Source organism: Paenibacillus taiwanensis DSM 18679 (assembly GCF_000425125.1).
Classification (GTDB): domain Bacteria; phylum Bacillota; class Bacilli; order Paenibacillales; family Paenibacillaceae; genus Paenibacillus_B; species Paenibacillus_B taiwanensis.
Window position 1 is genome coordinate 17,073 of record NZ_AULE01000031.1, and the last position, 17,255, is coordinate 34,327.

Below are 17,255 nucleotides of genomic sequence, written 5' to 3' on the forward strand. Positions count from 1 at the left end.
TGCAACTGCACATTATGATATCTTAATCAAATGAAGGCTCGACGTCAATGAACCGACGACGCTCTATGCCTAACTTTTGTTACTATACCACATCCTGCTGCATTGCATACCCTGCATGTAAATGTTACTCGCTAATTTTCATTTCGTCAAAAATCGACATATACACCACTACATACGCATAACAACAGGCCCGGTTCCACAGCGGATACCGAGCCTGCCTTATAACCGTTTACATGAAGCTTCTTGTCTACATGGATGAGATTATACGGATACGATTACAGTGATGCACGGTAAATGGCAAGCACATCTTCACGATCCAACTTCTTAAAGTTGCCGAACGGACCAAATAGCATCGCTTTATCGGCCATCTCCTCAAGCTTCGTACCATCAATATCGTAATCGGCCAACCGGCTCGGAGCTCCGATCGACGTCCAGAAGCTGCGCAGCGCTTCAATGCCTGCAAGCGCAACCTCTTCGTCAGAACGACCAGCCGCGTCGATGTTAAACACATTTACAGCAAGCTGTTTATAACGGCCCACATTTTCGGATAACGTATGCTTCATCCAGTTCGGAAATAAAATGGCCAACCCGCCGCCATGTGGAATATCGTACACCGCAGATACCGCATGCTCGATATTATGTGTCGCCCAATCACCGCTCACGCCCATACTAGGCATGCCATTTAACGCTAGCGTACCCGACAGCAGTATCGTCTCGCGCAGCTCCACATCGTCTAAGTTCTTAATAAGCTCAGGAGCTGTCTGAATCACACTCTTTAACAGTGTCTCGGACCAACCGTCCTGGACAAGTGTATTGGTTCCGTGATGGAAGTAGTTCTCGAAAACATGGGACATAATGTCCACCATACCATAGACCGTCTGATTCTCAGGTAACGTTGTCGTAAATACAGGGTCAAGGATCGAAAACTTCGGATAGGCGTGCGTGCTCCACCAGCCTAGCTTCTCGTTCGTTTCCCAATTCGTAATGACTGAAGCCCCGTTCATTTCCGAGCCTGTAGCCGCAATCGTCAACACGGTACCAAGCGGAAGGCCCGCTTGTGGAACTGCTTTACGCAAGCAGAAATCCCACATATCCCCCTCGTACTTCGCCCCGACAGCAATTGCCTTGGCACAATCGATGACACTGCCGCCTCCGACAGCCAGTATAAAATCAACCTGCTCGGCACGGCATAATTCCACACCTTTATGTACAGTCGTCAGTCGTGGGTTAGGCTCCACACCTGCCAATTCCGTTACACGCAATTCCATCTCTTTGAGAATTTCCGTCACTTGTGTGTACAATCCATTACGCTTGATGCTGCCCCCACCATAAACAAGCAGTACGCTGCTGTATGCAGATAGCTCCTGCTTCAAATGAGACAATTGTCCCTGTCCAAATATAAGCTTTGTCGGATTGTGAAATTGAAATGACTGCATTCCCGCACTCCTCCTCTGAATGACCATTAATACCCTCATTATAAAGGAAGTCCGGCACAATTGCTTCCATCAAACCAAGAGGGAAGAGCGCTTCTACTTTGTCTCCTCCTTGGTCTCTTTTGCATCGGGTTCAGCCTGGAGTTCCATATCTTCACGTTTAATGAGCTCATGAATCTGATGCTTAATCGTCTCAGAACGTGTGCCAAATATAGCTTGGATGCTGTTTCCAACTTCTAACACACCAGAGGCTCCGAGCTCTTTCAGCTTTGTTTTGTCTACCTGCCCTGCTTCATTCACCTGCACCCTTAGACGAGTAATACATGCATCTAATGAGCCTATATTCGCTTTGCCGCCAAGTGCATTCAGAATGCCTCGCGGCAATTCGTCTGCTGATGATGCCTGAACGACAGTACCGCCTTGAACTGCGATCTCCCGCCCGGGTGTTCGCAGGTTAAAATTCCGAATCGCAAGCCGAAAACCAAAATAATAGATCAAAGCCAGCACTAATCCTGCCGGAATGACGAGCCAATAAGGGGTCCGATTTTGAAGCACCCCAAACAGCAAATAGTCGATCACCCCACCTGAAAAAGTCATTCCGATCTTGACCCCTAGCAGATGCATCGTTAAGAACGACAGGCCGGCAAAAAGTACATGCACCGCAAACAACACCGGCGCCACAAACAGAAACGAAAATTCTAATGGCTCCGTTATCCCCGTCAGAAATGAGGTCAATGCAGCAGAGCCAAGCAAGCCTGCAACCAGCTTTTTATTTTCGGGGCGCGCTTCATGGTACATAGCTAATGCTGCGGCAGGCAAGCCAAACATCATAAACGGATATTTCCCTGTCATAAAGGTTCCTGCTGTCAGCTCGACTCCGTCTTTTAGCTGTGCAAAAAATATTTTCTGATCGCCACGAACCAACTCTCCCGCTTTGTTAATATACTGTCCAAACTCAAACCAGAACGGTGCATAAAAAATATGGTGCAGCCCAAAAGGGATTAGCGCTCGCTCACAAGTTCCAAAGATCAATGCCGCCATCGATCGGTTCGAATCAATAAGCGAGTGCGAGAACGCGTTTAAGCCATTTTGCACAGGAGGCCATAGAAACGTTAGCAGCACCCCGATCAGCAAGGCGGTAACCGCCGTAATAATGGGCACAAATCGTTTGCCCGCAAAAAATCCGAGATACGACGGCAGTTCAATAGTAAAAAATCGCTTGTACAGCGTTGCTGCTGTAATCCCGATAATAATGCCACCAAACACACCTGTCTGCAAAGTCGGAATACCTTGCAAAGATGCGTACGAGAAGTCCTGTGCAACCAACTCGGGTGTCACCTTCATAATAACCTTCATTGTAACGTTCATAACAAAATATCCTACAATGGCAGCCAATCCCGCTACCCCATCGCCGCCTGCCAAACCAATAGCAACTCCTACAGCAAATAACAACGATAGATTGTCAAATACGATCCCGCCTGACTGCTCCATGACACTGGCAATCGTACTCCATGCTGTCCCGCCTAGCGCTGGTATTCGTTCAATTAAGTCAGGATTGCCAAGGGCGTTGCCGACACCAAGCAAAATTCCCGCAGCTGGCAAAATCGCAACCGGCAGCATAAGCGCTTTTCCGACTTTTTGCAAAACTCCAAACAATGATTTAAACATATCGTTTCAACCCCTGACTGTACACATGTTCATGACATACGAAATCTGCTGTTAACATGTCCTGCAATGGCGCTTACTATGCAGATCAAAGTACGTGGATTGTCTGCGAAACAATACTTGCCAGCTCAGGTTTATCCTATTTTTTCATATTTATGTTGCGAAACAAACTATAGGTTACTATAATAGTAGTAACTTTTTATGATTAAGGAAGGGTGTGTCTGTTTGAATTTACGTGTTTATTTATTGGCCGTTTCCGCCTTTGTCGTCGGCACGGTAGAGCTGATCGTCGGAGGTATACTCGACCTGATTGCAGCGGATTTACACATTTCCGTTAGCGCTGCAGGCCAATTTATAACCATATTTTCCGTCGCGTTTGCTCTTTCAGCCCCAATATTGATGAATCTTACAGCGAAAATGGAACGCAAAAAGCTGTATTTATACGCGCTTGCCGTCTTTGTACTCGCCAATTTGATTGTTGCCTTCAGCTCAAGCTATGCGCTTACGCTGTCTGCCCGCGCCTTATCAGCGATGAGCGGCTCTGTCATCATCGTGTTGTCCATTACGATGGCGTCCCAACTTGTTCCTGAATCCCATCGCGGAAGAGCAATTGGCGTCATTTATATGGGGATTAGCGGCTCACTTGTGCTAGGCGTGCCTATCGGAATGGTTATCGGCAACGCATATGGATGGAGAGCGCCATTCCTTCTCATCGTGGCGTTAAGCCTAGTGGCTATGATCTGCATCGCCTTGTTCCTACAGCGAACCGAGCCAAGTCCAGCGGTACCGCTTCGCAAACAGTTGGCTACGCTGCGCAGCAGCAAGCTCGTAAGCGGTCAGCTCATTTCCTTTATTATGCTGACGGGCCATTTGACGCTATATGCTTATCTTGCACCATTTGTACAATCCAACTTTGATATTAGTCCTACGATGATGAGTGTGGTTTATTTCATGTTTGGGATCGCAGCCGTATCCGGTGGTGGGCTTGGAGGCTTACTGTCAGATAAATGGGGTGTGAATAAAACGATTTTGCTGATCGTTACTTGTTTCTCCGGTGCGATGTTTATGATGCTGCTTGCTGCCCAAGCGTCGATCTACGTATTTATGGCAGCTATGATGATCTGGGGCGGCCTCAGTTGGGCGTTGTCGCCTGCGCAGCAATCCTATCTCATTAAGCATGCGCCAGATACCGTTGAAATTCAGTTGAGCCTGAATAACTCGGTTATGCATCTAGGTATTGCTACTGGCTCCTTTATTGGCGGCATGGTGATCGAGAATAGCTCTGTCGCTAACAACCCTTGGGTAGGCGGTCTGATCGCCCTGCTCGCATTAGGCTGCGCAGCCTTCTCGATCAGCCGCAAGCCAGTCGCGGCCAACTTGGCGGCCGCAAAGCGCCCGGCCGCTTCGGCTGTTGGTTCGATTGCGGAGCAAGTGTAATTTGATGTATTGTGCCCGCTAGAGAAGGGCTGTCCTCAACGTGGTCACACGACCAAGACAGCTGAAATAAGTACCAAAATGACCTCGAATTCCACGTCAAGGTGGGATGCGAGGTCATTTTTTTGCGCCAATGGGTGTGCTCGACAGGACAGAACCGACGATTCGTGTCTTTTATCTTTGCTTCTTTAAAATTGCGATAGGTAGAACAATCACTTTCATGCTACGATAAAAGTACAGGTTCACAAGCTAGCGAGTCATTGAATCCATGACAGGAATGATTAGATACAGGAGGAAGCAAAGATGACAGCATGTGCCATTTCATTAACGGGGGAAGACGGGCTCAACAATTTGCTGTTGTTGGATCGCACACAGCAAGATGAGGCGCAGGACATTCTATATCCGTTTGCGCTAGATGAATTGCTATGCAAACATACAGGCAGCGGCGGTCCAGCAGTGTGCCACTTGTGGCGCCATCCGCGCGGCTTTGTGATGGGACTGCGCGACAGCCGACTTCCACAAGCTGCCGCAGCACAAGATTGGCTGGAATCGCTTGGCTATTCGACTGCTGTGCGCAGTACAGGCGGAGCGGCCGTCCCCCTCGACTTGGGCGTCGTTAACATTTCGTTGATAATGCCGAAGGAAGGCTTAGGGGACAAATGCTTCCGTTCAGATTATGAACGGATGTACCGATTGATTCAGCTTGCTTTACAAAGCACAGGCTGCACCGTTGATAAAGGTGAAATTGATGGCGCCTACTGCCCGGGCGATTTCGATCTGAGTATAGGTGGCATCAAGTTTTGCGGAATCGCACAGCGACGTCAGGCGCAAGCTTTTGTCGTGCAGGCCTTCGTTATATGCCAAGGCTCAGGCAAAGCAAGCGCCGAGTTGGTCCGATCTTTCTATGATCGCGCAGCAGCGGGTGCAACGCAAGCCGATCATCCTATCGTGACAGACAACAAGACAGGCAGTCTGGAACAATTGACTTCGCTTGGGAGCAACGCGACGCAAGCTTTTGTTGAAGCCGTGAAGCAAGTTATACGCGAACGGCAATCCAGCCCTGGCATTGCCGAAGCAGCCACCAAGCTATGGCTGCCAGAGCGAGAGCAAGTATACGCAGTCATCGATACCCTTCGTCAGCGTTACGGGATAGAGCGACAGAAGTAAACAAGGCTCACCACTTTACATTCGTGTAAAGCAGCGAGCCTTGCTTTGGCTTGCGTTACGGGCCTAACTTAGTACCTTAATCTCATAAGCAGTGCTTTCATTTCTGCATCCTGCATCAATTCTGTCGCATACTTCCGCGATATGATGGCCAGCGCCACATCATGGTGGAAGAACTCTGTAAAGAACTTTACGAACGGCTGCGCCATCGTACGCATGGCCTGCCAATTGCCATCTTCCATACCAGCAAACAGCACCTGATTGCCATCTGCAATAATGAGCTTAAACTGCTCCAATATCATCTCATGTCCATCCGTTGGCTCAAGTACGTTCATCTTTGTCAGTTTGACAGCCCCCGGGTTGCCGCCTGTAACTAACACTTCAACGTCTACGCCTTGCAGCTCCTTTTGCTCCAGCAGCGGAGCAAACTCCTTAAACTCGTCCACCCACATCGATAACACAATAGATCGCTCCGCCTGATCAATCAACTGTCGGCAGTAAGCTTGAATGGAACTGTTTGTCTTCAGGCTCCATACCTGATCGTCTGCATAGGTTCGTCGCGCCCCCGCTCTTCTCAGCTCTGCGATGTCACGTTCAAATTCATGAGTGAGCTTATCTATAACAATCTGCATCGGTATTGCCGCATAAGTACGCTTCTTGCCCGATACAGCATCTGATACGATCCCCTTCTCAACGAGCTTGGCAATCACCTCATAAATTTTGGCCTTAGGCACGCCCGAATGCTTAACAATTGTTGTAGCATCCATCGGTTCCGCATGAGTGACCAGCGCTTCATATACTTTACTTTCATATTGGGAAAATCCGAACTTCTGCAGCATATCGTTCCTCCATGTCGATTCATCCGATTCCACAGAACAGCTATCTGTCTACGACTAGTTTACTTGAAGACTTCATGCACAGACAAGCGTACATAGATATCTCCTCATACACTTCATCTGCATAAAATAAAAAAAGGAACTTCGCCTCCTTAAATAAAGAGTGCAGAAAGTTCCAGAATTTAGTTAATGATTAGTTAATGATATGATCTTTTAATGTGTTTAATGTAACAATTGCTTTACGATCTCTTGTTCTTTCCCCTGTTAGTTCCATGCCCCTTGCGGGGCGTATAATCCTAGTTCCTGAAGCGCCGCTGCTATGCCGCCATCTGAGGCGGATAATGTGACGCGATGAGCCACACGCTTCACTTCTTCTTTGGCATTGCCCATAGCTACGCCAACGCCTACATATTGCAGCATCTCCAAGTCATTTAATCCGTCACCAAATGCAACGCTATGCGCTGCCTCAAGCTTGGCATCCTCTAAATAATGCTGAATACCAATAGCTTTGGAAATGCCTTGCAGTTGTACATCAAGTGCATTGTCGTGCCATCGAATAAATTGCAGCTCTGGCAGTTGTTCCACATAACTGGCCAGCTCCGCCTCCTTACAGAACAACAATCCTTGATAAATATCACAGTTCTTGTACAAGTCCGGTTGAACGGGAGGCGCCTCGATATCATGCACGCCTAGACAAGCGTCCACTAGCGGGTGCTCCCGGGTGATCGACATTTCCTCCGTACCGATCCAGCCGAGAGCGTGCCCGTTCGGCTCAGCTACTGCTTGAAGCCGATCCAGTAAATCTATCGGCATTGGGGTATGGGCGACAACACGATCATTACGCACCACATATCCTCCATTTAAACTCACATAGGAATGGATATTTAACGTCTCTCTTATATGTGCAAACGTTGCAGGTGTTCGACCAGTAGCGATTGCGGTCTCAATTCCTTGCTCCTGCAAATGCTTAATTGCATCACGTGTAGACGCTGGAATCTGCTTCTGGTCATCCAACAACGTCCCATCAATATCAAAAAATACAATACGGTAACTCATATTATCCCCCTCCTGCGTTCTATCTGTTACAAGGTCGTCTGCTCCTAATCTGCCAGCAGCACCTTGCTGGCCGTGTAACGTGACGCCCTCAGCATGTACATCCGATTCTCTGCTTTCGGTAACGCCGATAACACGGCCTGTCGATCATGGTGCTCCTTCAGCTTACCTTATGAAACGCATTTCAGGTCAACCTTTTTATTTCTTCTTAAAGAAGCGTAAAATACAAAGTAGTGGGAACTCAGGAGGTATGATGATGGCTAACATCAAACAGATCGCCCTTGCAGCAGGCGTCTCGATTACAACGGTATCGCGAGTATTAAATGGACATCCTTATGTCTCTGAAGACAAACGCAGCGCTGTATGGAAAGCCATTGAGCAGTTGCAATACAAGCCTAACCGCAATGCGGTCAATTTGGCTAAAGGTGAGACCCGTATGGTGGCGGTTTTGTTGCCATTTGCCAATCATCCTTACTTCGCGGGCATGCTCGAGGGAATTTCCTATTTTGCACTACAACATCATTATCATATCGTGTTATGCCAGACGGATTACAAACCAGAGGAGGAAATCCGCGCTCTTGAGCTGCTGCGAGACAAACAAGTAGACGGTGTTATCATTTGTTCGAAGCAAACGAATTGGTCAACCATTGAACCTTACGCTGCATACGGCCCAATTGTAGTCTGTGAGTATACAGAATCCTCTGTTCTTTCTTCTATATACGTAGATTATTACGAAATTACCCGTTATATCATGAACATGTTGATCGATAAAGGACATCGTCACATTGGATATACGATCGGAAGACCAGACAGCTTTAACAGTTTAAATCGCATACGAGCCTATGAGGAAGCACTACAGGAAATTCAAGTACCTCTAGTTCCAGAATGGACCTTCTCGAACTGCTACCAATACGATCATGGGGAAGAAGTGATTCGTGCTATTAGCAATATGCACACACGCCCTACAGCGCTTGTTGTTGCTGGCGACCAATCTGCCGCGGGCATTCTGCTCGGAGCAGCAAAACTAGGCATTAAGGTGCCTGAACAGCTTTCTGTCATCGGTTTTGATAATATTCCGATTGCGCGTGTGCTTGAATTGTCAACATTTGACCATTCCAGCTACGATATCGGTTGTCTCGCTTTTACGATTTTTTACCGCCAACTGCACGCAGACGTGCCCCGGACAGAGAAGCATAAGCTCCCCTATCATTTTATCGAGCGTATGACCGTGGGACAGGCGCCTGCTTCCTTTACTGCGCTATCCAATACAAAGACGCCAGCTCAGAAATAAAACTGTTTCTAAGCATGACGTCATCTACTACTGGCTGCGGCTCTGTCTTTTGTCCGCGCGCAGCCATTCCAATACCTCTGCACAGCCATCGACAAACCGTGTGCGGTGAATGCGTTCCCCTTGATGCTTAGCATATAACATCGCGTTGCAGTCTTTGGCAAACAATTGCAGTAATTGTACCGTGTCTTTATGCAGTGACAATTGTGACAACCCTTTCAAATACTCGTCAAGCGTCATACCATGAGGACGCTGGCCACAGCGGCGCTCAATCAGTTGCCAAGCAAGCTTGCCCATTAACGGCACCCGCTTCGCATCATAATATTGCTGTTGGGCCGAAACAAGCCTTTTTAGCTTTCGCAGCGGGGCATTATGCCTCAATCCTCTGACGAAATAACGAATACTAATGAGCAAGGCCAGTAGTGTAACAAGGAGCAGAAGGCTGCCAATCATCGGAATATCGTCCCACAATTGACTTGCAATTGTACCTTTTTTAATCGCCCCGTCCTGTCCTACTTGTTCATCCATTAATAGGTCTCGCCAATAAACTCCGCTTGTTATACGTGCCCATTCAGTCACAGCCTGCTGGGACATCGTGTCCACACTCCAAACTGCTGCTTGCCCCCATTGCTGGAGCTGCTGCCACGTGTCTTCCCAAAAACGGGACCATACGTGCATCCATACATGCTCGGATGAGGAAGAAAGTCTGGAATCGGATAGCTCTTTTAGCGTTAACACCCGTTGTTCCGCTGCAAGCCGCGCCCATGCTCCGTCAATAGACGCCTGTACGACATCGTTATCCATTCCCGTGCTTTCATGCAGGGTGGTTGCTGTATCGGCAGCTTGAGCACTAGTCGGCGGTGTCGCTTCAAATGCGACCCAACCGATCTGCGGGAAATATACTTCTACCCATGAGTGTGCGGCTGACGCTCGCACCACATATTGCCCCGATGCTTCGACTTGTCCTGGAGCAAACCCTTTTACCCATCGTGCAGGAATCCCTTCTGCACGCAGCAGGACAGCCATAGCCGTAGAAAAGTGATTGCAGTAGCCTTGACGCTGCTCGAACAAAAATTGGTCCACAAAATCAGCACCATCTGGGGGGACGGCAGTCTCCGCTTTGGTGTACGGGTAATGGCTTAACAAGTAATGCTGAACTTTTTTGACCTGCTCGTACCGTGACACTGCTGGTGACATCAGCTCTTTAGCCAGCTTGCGAACTCTGTCAGGTAGTGACTGCGGTAGACTCGTGTATGTCGCGATAATCTCATGGGGATCAGCGACATCTTCCAGTTGACTCCACTTCTTCCCTTCCATTTGAAATATCCGGGTCTCGTATGAATATGTCAACGGTCCGGCTGAGGAAAACTCGCCCGTTTGGTCACGATCGGCTACACGATATCGCTCCCACGCCCGCTCATATATTAGCTTGGGCAGATGATTACCAACTTCGAAGGCTTGTGCTGACGTGTCAGCACTAGTTTCGACACCTGTTTCGACACTTGTGTTAGCACTTGCTGCACCATTTGTGTATTCACTCGTATCATCACTGCCCCAGCCTTGGAGCCGTTCAGGACGTCCACCAAATACAAGTGGCATCCGCAGCGCCTCGCCTGCTTCAAGCTGGATAGATTGTACAACCGGTGTTGACCACCCAAGCTTTGTCGCTTGCTTATCCGCTGCCTCGGAAGACTCGTTGCTGATAGATCCCGATGGATCGAGTATCTCTCGGCTTAATGAAGCTGCTTCATCCGGCACTTCCCAGCCGCGACCGGTATAGATACTCTTGGACTCCACCCGCCAATACGTAGATGCCGGCGTGTGCGCTCGAAATACAATCTTGCCATCATCGGATACGGGGGCACCTAGTTCAGAATCATCTGTGCCATACCCTGTTCTAGCTGCTCCACCTGCCAAGCCTGCGTTTCCCGCTTGGGGTCTGCCAGCAGTCTCACGGATCGCTTGTGCAGCGGTATCTGTTGCTTCTTGCACCCAACTCGTTAGCGCTGGCCATGATTGGGGCTTATTCCACTGTGCTGCTTGCGCCCATATCGCAAATGTGGCAACCAGTACCGTACTAAACAGTACCGTAGCCATCCACCACCGAACTGGCCACGCCCTGCTCGCATACGTCTGATCCCGTCTCGCCTGTCGTTGTAATTGCAAACAGGAAACGAGCGCCGCACTCCACGCTAACGTACGGACGAATCCATAACCATTGTCGGCGCCTAATGTCATTTGAAGAATAACTAAATAAGCGAATGTAGCCCCACTAAACAACAAAATGGATTGCTGGGTTAACAGCAAGGATTGGATAAGCGCGCACAGAATAGAAATCCCCGCTATAAGCAGAAGCGTTCGCATTTCTGCTCCGATTGGCGCCCATTTCCACTGGGTCAAGCCCGCCACAAGCTGCTGCATGTCAACGGCTATCCCTGTATACAGCCTCACAATCCCGTTGCTGACTGCATGTACATGATTTATAAAATTCAAGCTCACATCGGTTACATCTGTTTGCACTCCATCTACCGCTGCACCGAGTACCCATGCGCTGGATAACACCACAATACCGGCTCGGACGAGCACAAGCAGCATTGTTGAGGCAAGAAATACACCTGCCATAAGACTGCCCACAATCGTGCAAGCAATTGGCAAAATATGAAGCAAGCTCTCCTCCCCCCCGTCAGATTGGAGCGGAATGAGCCATTCCATAAACAAGCCGCACAGGAGCACTGTACATGTCACCTGCTGCCACAATTGCACCCGATTGTGTTCTATCGCCTCTTTTTCATAGGACTCGACATGCAGCTTTGATAAGGCATAGCCCCGTTTAATGTGAAGAGGCTGCATAATCCGATTTCTCCTTTCGCAGCGGGAGCGAAGATAACTCATCAGCAGCCATTGAACTTGACTGCTTGCCATCCGCATAATCGGTTAAGGTCACCCATACCGCAATTCGGCATCCACGTAATTGTGTTAGCACTCGTGGTGCTCCGTCCGCCACCTCTAAATGGCTGATGACCACAACGTCGTTGCCTTGGAACTGATGGTGTAGTGCCTTTTTGTCGTTTGACCTGCCAATAGTATTCACAAATAAGGTTGAACATTGCTGATCGCTGTCTGTATGTATGTCATTCGTAGACAATACAGCCGAGCTTGCTGAAGCAAGTGCGCGGCTTATTGCCTCCATTCCCACCTGCACTTCGCCCTGACTAAGCCACACTAATTTGACCAAAACAGCTTCCTTCCACCCTAACGAGCACCATTCCGCCGCCGCATCCAGCGCTTCCTCCAATAATTGCTGCTGCTCCACCCCATCATAAGCAGCTACCTCCTGCCAACTCTCATCCAGTACGATGGTGAGCTGCCTCTGGACTTCATCACACGGAACGATAACATTCAACTGTCTATGCTTCGCATATGACCGCCAATGAATAGAACGCCAAGGATCGCCTGACTGATAGGAACGAAGCTCCGGTGTCGGGACACCTTCCCGACTATACGATGATGCTGTATTCTTTTCTATGCGGCTGTGATGAGATGGTATAAAGGATACGGGGAGAGGCTTATTCCATTCTTGCCACTTTCCTGCACCCGGCATAATAAAAATGTCACTAGCCGGCAATCGGACATTATGGCTGCTGATCTTCTTCGTAAACCAACCCCATATATCACCCGTGTATAACTCTGTACGTACATATCGATATATCCCTCTAGGCAACTGCGACAGTGATTGTGAGTAGGTAAAGCTTTTGCGCCCATTTGGATGGATCAGCTTCGTACTGCGCCAATACCTTTTAGTTGTTAAATGTGTATTCGTTGGGCAAGCCGTCGCAGGAGTCTTGACGACTGCTTGTTCATCATACGTTCGTTCATGCATTCGTAAAGGATCGTATATCTTCCTTGTCGCTTGCGTAAACCTCATGAACCGATTGGGATATCCCTCCGTTAGTCTCCCCTCATCGCTTACCAACTCCCAGACCTCTTCCACACGAACATAAAGCCAAGGGAGTCTTCTGGTAGACGACAACGTGGTGCACCATGCCAATTGACGGTGAACCATTCCGTTACCCTCTTCATTCATCTTTATCGTGATGTGCACAGGGTCTGCATAAAGAAACCACTTAAACCAAAAACCATAAAGCGTATATACCGTCACCATTACACCAATAAATGCCGCCGCTGCGTGCAGCTGCGACCAGCCATAGCTGAGTAGAACTATGCCCACCGCTGCTGTCAACACAATACGTACTGCCCACGACTGCGTTTGACTGCATGGGCTTCTCATCGGAACAAGCCCCCGAGCCAACTGGAGCCGTTTCCTCGTGTCTTAGCGTGACTTGTAACGGTCTGGCGAGCCGTTTCCTGCATAAACGAACGCCCGCCGCTGCGATGACGGTTTGAGGTTATCCTTATTTGTGCGTCACATTCCGTGCTGAAGTCATCGCCTGTACTTTGGATCGTGTCAACGGTTGAACTGCTACTTGCTCCTACAGTTGTACCTGGATTAGAATCCATCCGAATTGCTACTCGTGAACTCCGGCGTATCCCTCTTGTCGTGCCCCCTCGCTTGCGGGCTGCTCCATCTCGATTCCCTTCGATCGTAAAGCTTGGAATGGGAATGCTGGAAATCGTATCCCTTATGACGTGAGCTGCGTGATCTGAAGAAGCGGCGTGCTTTAACACCAGCCGATGCGCCAGAACAGGCGCTGCAATTATTTTTACGTCGTCCGGTATAACATAAGTTCTACCCGACAAAAAGGCCTGCGCCTGAGCGGCCTGCATCAGGGCTACTGTACCGCGTGGACTAACCCCGAGCACAATCTGATCATGTGTCCGTGTAGCTTGCGCGATGTCCGCCATATAACGACACAACGTATCATCCACGTGAATGCAACGAATGCGTCTAATCAACAGCGCCCATTCTTCCGGCGTAAATACAGGCTGTATCCGTGGACGTGCCACACGCTCCATCCGGTTCTGTTCGCGCACAAGCATGTCAGCCTCGCCCTGCACGTCTGGATAACCCAAAGATAAACGAGTCATAAAACGATCTAGTTCCGCCTCCGGCAAACGATAGGTGCCTTCAAAGGCGAGCGGATTTTGCGTCGCCACAATCATAAACGGTTCCGGCAGCGGTCGAGTCACGCCGTCTACTGTAACCGCCCGTTCTTCCATCGCCTCCAGCAAAGCCGCTTGCGTGCGTGCCGGCGCCCGATTCAATTCGTCTGCCAATACAACGTTAGCAGCAAGCGGCCCTTCGCTATAGCGGAGCACTCCCGTCGCAGGGTCCAATACCATGCTGCCCGTAATGTCTGCTGGCATCATATCGGGCGTCATCTGTATGCGGCGAAACGTGCCGTCAGCGAGCTGAGCCAGCGCTCGCGCCAGCAGCGTCTTGCCTACGCCTGGCACATCTTCCAGCAGGAGATGGCCGCCTGCGAGCATCGTCAGGCAAGCCAATCTGACAGGTTCCGGCTTGCCGATTATGACTTCGTTTAGACGCTGCTGCATTTGTTCCCAACCATATTGTACAAAGGTAGAAGTCCATACTTCTTTGGAATAAGTAGATTCATGGTTATACATACTATTAGGTCCCTCCATTCTTATCCGACCACAATCACGATACAACAAAGACCCAGGACGATATTCACGTACGCATCACACGTCACCTGAACCGATCCCGGGTCGCCCTATCAAATAGTGTCGCCCAATAGAATAGATTTCAAACCTACAAACCTATTACGATAAAATGAATACCTCCCTTGCTTGTTAAGGCTTGCCTCTTTCTGCTGTTTGGATTACGTCTTCTTCGGTATTTTCATCTGTTTGCGAGCTAGACTTGTTTGGCTCCACCACTTTTAGCTCATACGACAAAAACTGCAAATGAGAGACTTCCAAGGCTTGCCGTAATGGCACCCATAACAAGTTATCTTTCATTTGAGTCTCCCAAGACAGCATCGTACGCGTGCCGTCTACTTCGAGCTGCATCGGCTTACCCGTCTTCCAGTCAATGGCCCACTCCAAACCGTTCACGTTCATCAGCAGCACTTCTTTCGTTTCATCAAAAGTAACTGTACCTCCCAACTTCTCGATCAGTAAACGTACAGGAACATAAGTGATGTCCTTATAAGATCGGAACTGGTCTGATGCAAGCTCCACCTCGCCGTTGTCGGTCGTTACCTTTAATTGCATGATCAGCGGGTCAGCCTTCTGAACAGGAGGCTTCGTTGTCTTTCCTGCTGTGGATGGCTGCGGCTGATTCGCAGGCTCATTCACCGACTTACCTGCGGCTACCTGCACTGGATCAATATTCGCATGAATCCAAGTTTGGGATACTGGCTTTCGCTCCCATCGTTCACGATCGGAAATGCGGAATTGTACCGGCTTCATTTCCGGAGTCATCACCTCAAAGCTATAGCCTTTCGCTTTATAATATCGAATAATTTCTGGCAAAGCCTTTACTGTTTCGCCGTGTCCTGTTCCATCGTGCATGAGCACAACCGTATTGGCACTTAACGTTCCTTTCTTAACGTCCGCTACGATCTCTTTGGCGGGCACACCTACCCGTTTGGAATCCCCGCTATCAACCGTCCAGTCCATCATGACATAACCTGCTCGTCCCATCAGATCAAAATATTGCTTGTTAAAGTTCAAAAATGTTCCGCCCGGTGCGCGTACTAACGGTGGCTCATAACCGACTACCTCTTGAATCACTTGTCCTGTCTTCCGAATCTGGCTCCAAAATCCACGGAAATCTGAATATAATTCACGATAGTTATGATTATAAGAATGATTGCCGATAGCATGTCCTTCATCTGCGATTCGCTTTAGCACTTTTGGATATTGCTTCACTTGCTGCCCTAGCAAATAGAACGTTCCTTTTACGTTCTCTCTTTTCAAAATGTCTAGCACTTCAGGTGTATGCACGCTAGGCCCATCATCAAACGTCAAATACACGTGTTTGCTCTGCTTGCTTACAGGTAAAAAAGCTGAAGCCACTCCCGCCGCCTTTGCTTCGTGCTGCATCGTTAGTGACGAATGGTCAGCCTCAGGTATAGGCGTTGCACGGTCTTTGAGGATGAGCGAAGCAATGTCGGATTTATGATGTGGGACTTGATTTGCCGCTGATGCAACATACACTTTTCCTTGCGGCTGTGCAGCCGCATACGCGATTTCTTCACCCGCTGTACGTATTCCTAAAATAATTTCGCCCCCTATTAAAAGGGCAATCATACCTATGATCGCTAACAATCGTGTGTTCATTCGCCGCTTTTTCCCGCTCATTTTATATGTCCTCCTCTATGTTATCTGGCTTCAGACTTTGCTTATATGCAATGTTGCCGTAATATAAAGCAATTACTAGATTATATGGACATGCCGTGGAAAACATGACTGGTATCCTGCTATTTACATTCATTATCCTCTTTTGTTCGCATCCTTTATAATATAGTATGTAGATTACAAGTTATGTTTGATATATACATTTATGTTTATATTACCATACCAACATAACAGTCATGAGGAAGGAGATTTACAAGATGTTCATTTGTAAAAAACGGAAGCTGCAAACGACTACAATACTCATCATAAACTTGATGATTGCCTGCGTTTTGCTGCTTACAGGCTGTGGAGTTGATAAGACAAGTGTACAGGCCACAGAGCCAACTAAGCTTATCGTGTCGGCGGCGGCCAGCTTGCAGGATGTGATGGCTGAGGTCAAACTTGCTTTTCAGAGCAAGCATAAGGATATTGATGTGCAAATCAATTATGGCTCCTCCGGTGCGCTGCAAAAGCAAATCGAGCAGGGCTCACCAGTTGATGTATTTATATCCGCAGGTACTAAGCCCATGAATGCGCTTGTGAAAGCAGGTCTCGTGGAAGAAAAGATGAAGAAAGCATTGCTCTACAACGATTTGGTGGTGATCGTGCCTAGCAGCAGCACTGCCGCTTGGTCTAGCTTGGACATGTTGAAGCAGCCTGAAATTAGCCGTATTGCGATTGGGGCACCGGAAAGTGTTCCTGCTGGCATGTATGCCGAACAGACGTTAAAGAGCGCAGGTCTCTGGGATGTGTTAAATAACAAATATGTGTATACGAAGGATGTACGACAAGTTCTCTCTTATGTGAGCACAGGGAACGCTGAAGCTGGTTTTGTCTATCGAACGGATGCACTAACAACAAATAAGGCGGTTATTGCATATCCCGTAAAATCGGATCAGCATGAACCTATCATCTACCCGATTGCAATTATTAAAAACAGCAAAAATGCCACCGCAGCTCAAAAATGGTTCGACTATATGAATGGAGCTGAAACCCAGCATCTATTTAAAAGCCAAGGGTTCCGAACCGCAACTTCATCGCAATAGCCTCTGCTCTTCT

The 17,255-nt window shown here is 48.6% G+C and carries 12 protein-coding genes; 4 read left to right on the forward strand and 8 right to left on the reverse strand.

The window, feature by feature from the left end; all coding sequences use genetic code 11:
- Positions 1-275: 275 nt before the first annotated feature.
- Together H509_RS0107755 and ptsG are read right to left on the reverse strand one after the other, a co-directional pair.
- Positions 276-1,436 carry an iron-containing alcohol dehydrogenase gene (locus tag H509_RS0107755; protein WP_028544585.1) on the reverse strand — a complete coding sequence of 387 codons (1,161 nt, stop codon included), beginning with the start codon at positions 1,434-1,436 and terminating at the stop codon, positions 276-278.
- Positions 1,437-1,529: 93 nt separating this feature from the next.
- The gene (gene ptsG, locus H509_RS24610) at positions 1,530-3,101 is read right to left on the reverse strand and encodes a glucose-specific PTS transporter subunit IIBC (protein ID WP_036696709.1); all 1,572 of its coding nucleotides are present in this window, start codon (positions 3,099-3,101) and stop codon (positions 1,530-1,532) included.
- Positions 3,102-3,323: 222 nt separating this feature from the next.
- On the opposite strand from ptsG, the gene H509_RS24615 reads away from it, so the two are divergent.
- Both H509_RS24615 and H509_RS0107770 read left to right on the forward strand, forming a co-directional pair.
- Positions 3,324-4,535, forward strand: coding sequence for an MFS transporter (locus tag H509_RS24615; protein WP_036696712.1), 1,212 nt, complete (start codon positions 3,324-3,326; stop codon positions 4,533-4,535).
- A 300-nt stretch (positions 4,536-4,835) separates the two neighbouring features.
- Entirely contained in the window at positions 4,836-5,699 is an 864-nt protein-coding gene (locus H509_RS0107770; RefSeq protein WP_028544586.1) for a lipoate--protein ligase family protein, read from the forward strand.
- A gap of 68 nt (positions 5,700-5,767) precedes the next feature.
- On the opposite strand, the gene H509_RS0107775 is transcribed toward H509_RS0107770, so the two are convergent.
- Positions 5,768-6,535, reverse strand: coding sequence for a TrmB family transcriptional regulator (locus tag H509_RS0107775; RefSeq protein WP_028544587.1), 768 nt, complete (start codon positions 6,533-6,535; stop codon positions 5,768-5,770).
- Positions 6,536-6,796: 261 nt separating this feature from the next.
- Positions 6,797-7,588, reverse strand: a complete 792-nt coding sequence (locus H509_RS0107780) for a Cof-type HAD-IIB family hydrolase (RefSeq protein ID WP_028544588.1) — start codon at positions 7,586-7,588, stop codon at positions 6,797-6,799.
- Positions 7,589-7,841: 253 nt separating this feature from the next.
- Between H509_RS0107780 and H509_RS24620 the strand changes: the two genes are divergently transcribed.
- Positions 7,842-8,876: a LacI family DNA-binding transcriptional regulator gene (locus H509_RS24620; RefSeq protein WP_051286885.1), complete on the forward strand. Its 1,035-nt coding sequence runs from the start codon at positions 7,842-7,844 to the stop codon at positions 8,874-8,876.
- A gap of 27 nt (positions 8,877-8,903) precedes the next feature.
- Here H509_RS24620 and H509_RS0107790 read toward each other — a convergent pair whose 3' ends face one another.
- From H509_RS0107790 to H509_RS24630, 4 genes are all read right to left on the reverse strand, one after another.
- Positions 8,904-11,723 carry a transglutaminase-like domain-containing protein gene (locus H509_RS0107790; protein WP_028544589.1) on the reverse strand — a complete coding sequence of 940 codons (2,820 nt, stop codon included), beginning with the start codon at positions 11,721-11,723 and terminating at the stop codon, positions 8,904-8,906.
- Entirely contained in the window at positions 11,704-13,161 is a 1,458-nt protein-coding gene (locus H509_RS0107795) for a DUF58 domain-containing protein (RefSeq protein ID WP_028544590.1), read from the reverse strand. Before H509_RS0107795 ends, H509_RS0107790 begins: the two co-directional genes overlap by 20 nt.
- Positions 13,158-14,459, reverse strand: coding sequence for an AAA family ATPase (locus H509_RS24625; protein WP_084159114.1), 1,302 nt, complete (start codon positions 14,457-14,459; stop codon positions 13,158-13,160). Before H509_RS24625 ends, H509_RS0107795 begins: the two co-directional genes overlap by 4 nt.
- A gap of 186 nt (positions 14,460-14,645) precedes the next feature.
- Positions 14,646-16,160, reverse strand: coding sequence for a polysaccharide deacetylase family protein (locus H509_RS24630; protein WP_051286886.1), 1,515 nt, complete (start codon positions 16,158-16,160; stop codon positions 14,646-14,648).
- A 254-nt stretch (positions 16,161-16,414) separates the two neighbouring features.
- Between H509_RS24630 and modA the strand changes: the two genes are divergently transcribed.
- Positions 16,415-17,242, forward strand: a complete 828-nt coding sequence (gene modA, locus H509_RS0107810) for a molybdate ABC transporter substrate-binding protein (RefSeq protein ID WP_157277537.1) — start codon at positions 16,415-16,417, stop codon at positions 17,240-17,242.
- The last annotated feature ends 13 nt before the right edge of the window (positions 17,243-17,255 follow it).

Bases quoted from the DNA above. Each gene is read 5' to 3' on its own strand.
- H509_RS0107790 (WP_028544589.1), bottom strand. From the start codon at position 11,723: ATGCAGCCTCTTCACATTAAACGGGGCTATGCCTTATCAAAGCTGCAT.
- H509_RS24620 (WP_051286885.1), top strand. From the start codon at position 7,842: ATGGCTAACATCAAACAGATCGCCCTTGCAGCAGGCGTCTCGATTACA.
- H509_RS0107770 (WP_028544586.1), top strand. From the start codon at position 4,836: ATGACAGCATGTGCCATTTCATTAACGGGGGAAGACGGGCTCAACAAT.
- modA (WP_157277537.1), top strand. From the start codon at position 16,415: ATGTTCATTTGTAAAAAACGGAAGCTGCAAACGACTACAATACTCATC.
- H509_RS24625 (WP_084159114.1), bottom strand. From the start codon at position 14,459: ATGTATAACCATGAATCTACTTATTCCAAAGAAGTATGGACTTCTACC.
- H509_RS0107780 (WP_028544588.1), bottom strand. From the start codon at position 7,588: ATGAGTTACCGTATTGTATTTTTTGATATTGATGGGACGTTGTTGGAT.
- H509_RS0107775 (WP_028544587.1), bottom strand. From the start codon at position 6,535: ATGCTGCAGAAGTTCGGATTTTCCCAATATGAAAGTAAAGTATATGAA.
- H509_RS0107795 (WP_028544590.1), bottom strand. From the start codon at position 13,161: ATGAGAAGCCCATGCAGTCAAACGCAGTCGTGGGCAGTACGTATTGTG.
- ptsG (WP_036696709.1), bottom strand. From the start codon at position 3,101: ATGTTTAAATCATTGTTTGGAGTTTTGCAAAAAGTCGGAAAAGCGCTT.
- H509_RS0107755 (WP_028544585.1), bottom strand. From the start codon at position 1,436: ATGCAGTCATTTCAATTTCACAATCCGACAAAGCTTATATTTGGACAG.
- H509_RS24630 (WP_051286886.1), bottom strand. From the start codon at position 16,160: ATGAGCGGGAAAAAGCGGCGAATGAACACACGATTGTTAGCGATCATA.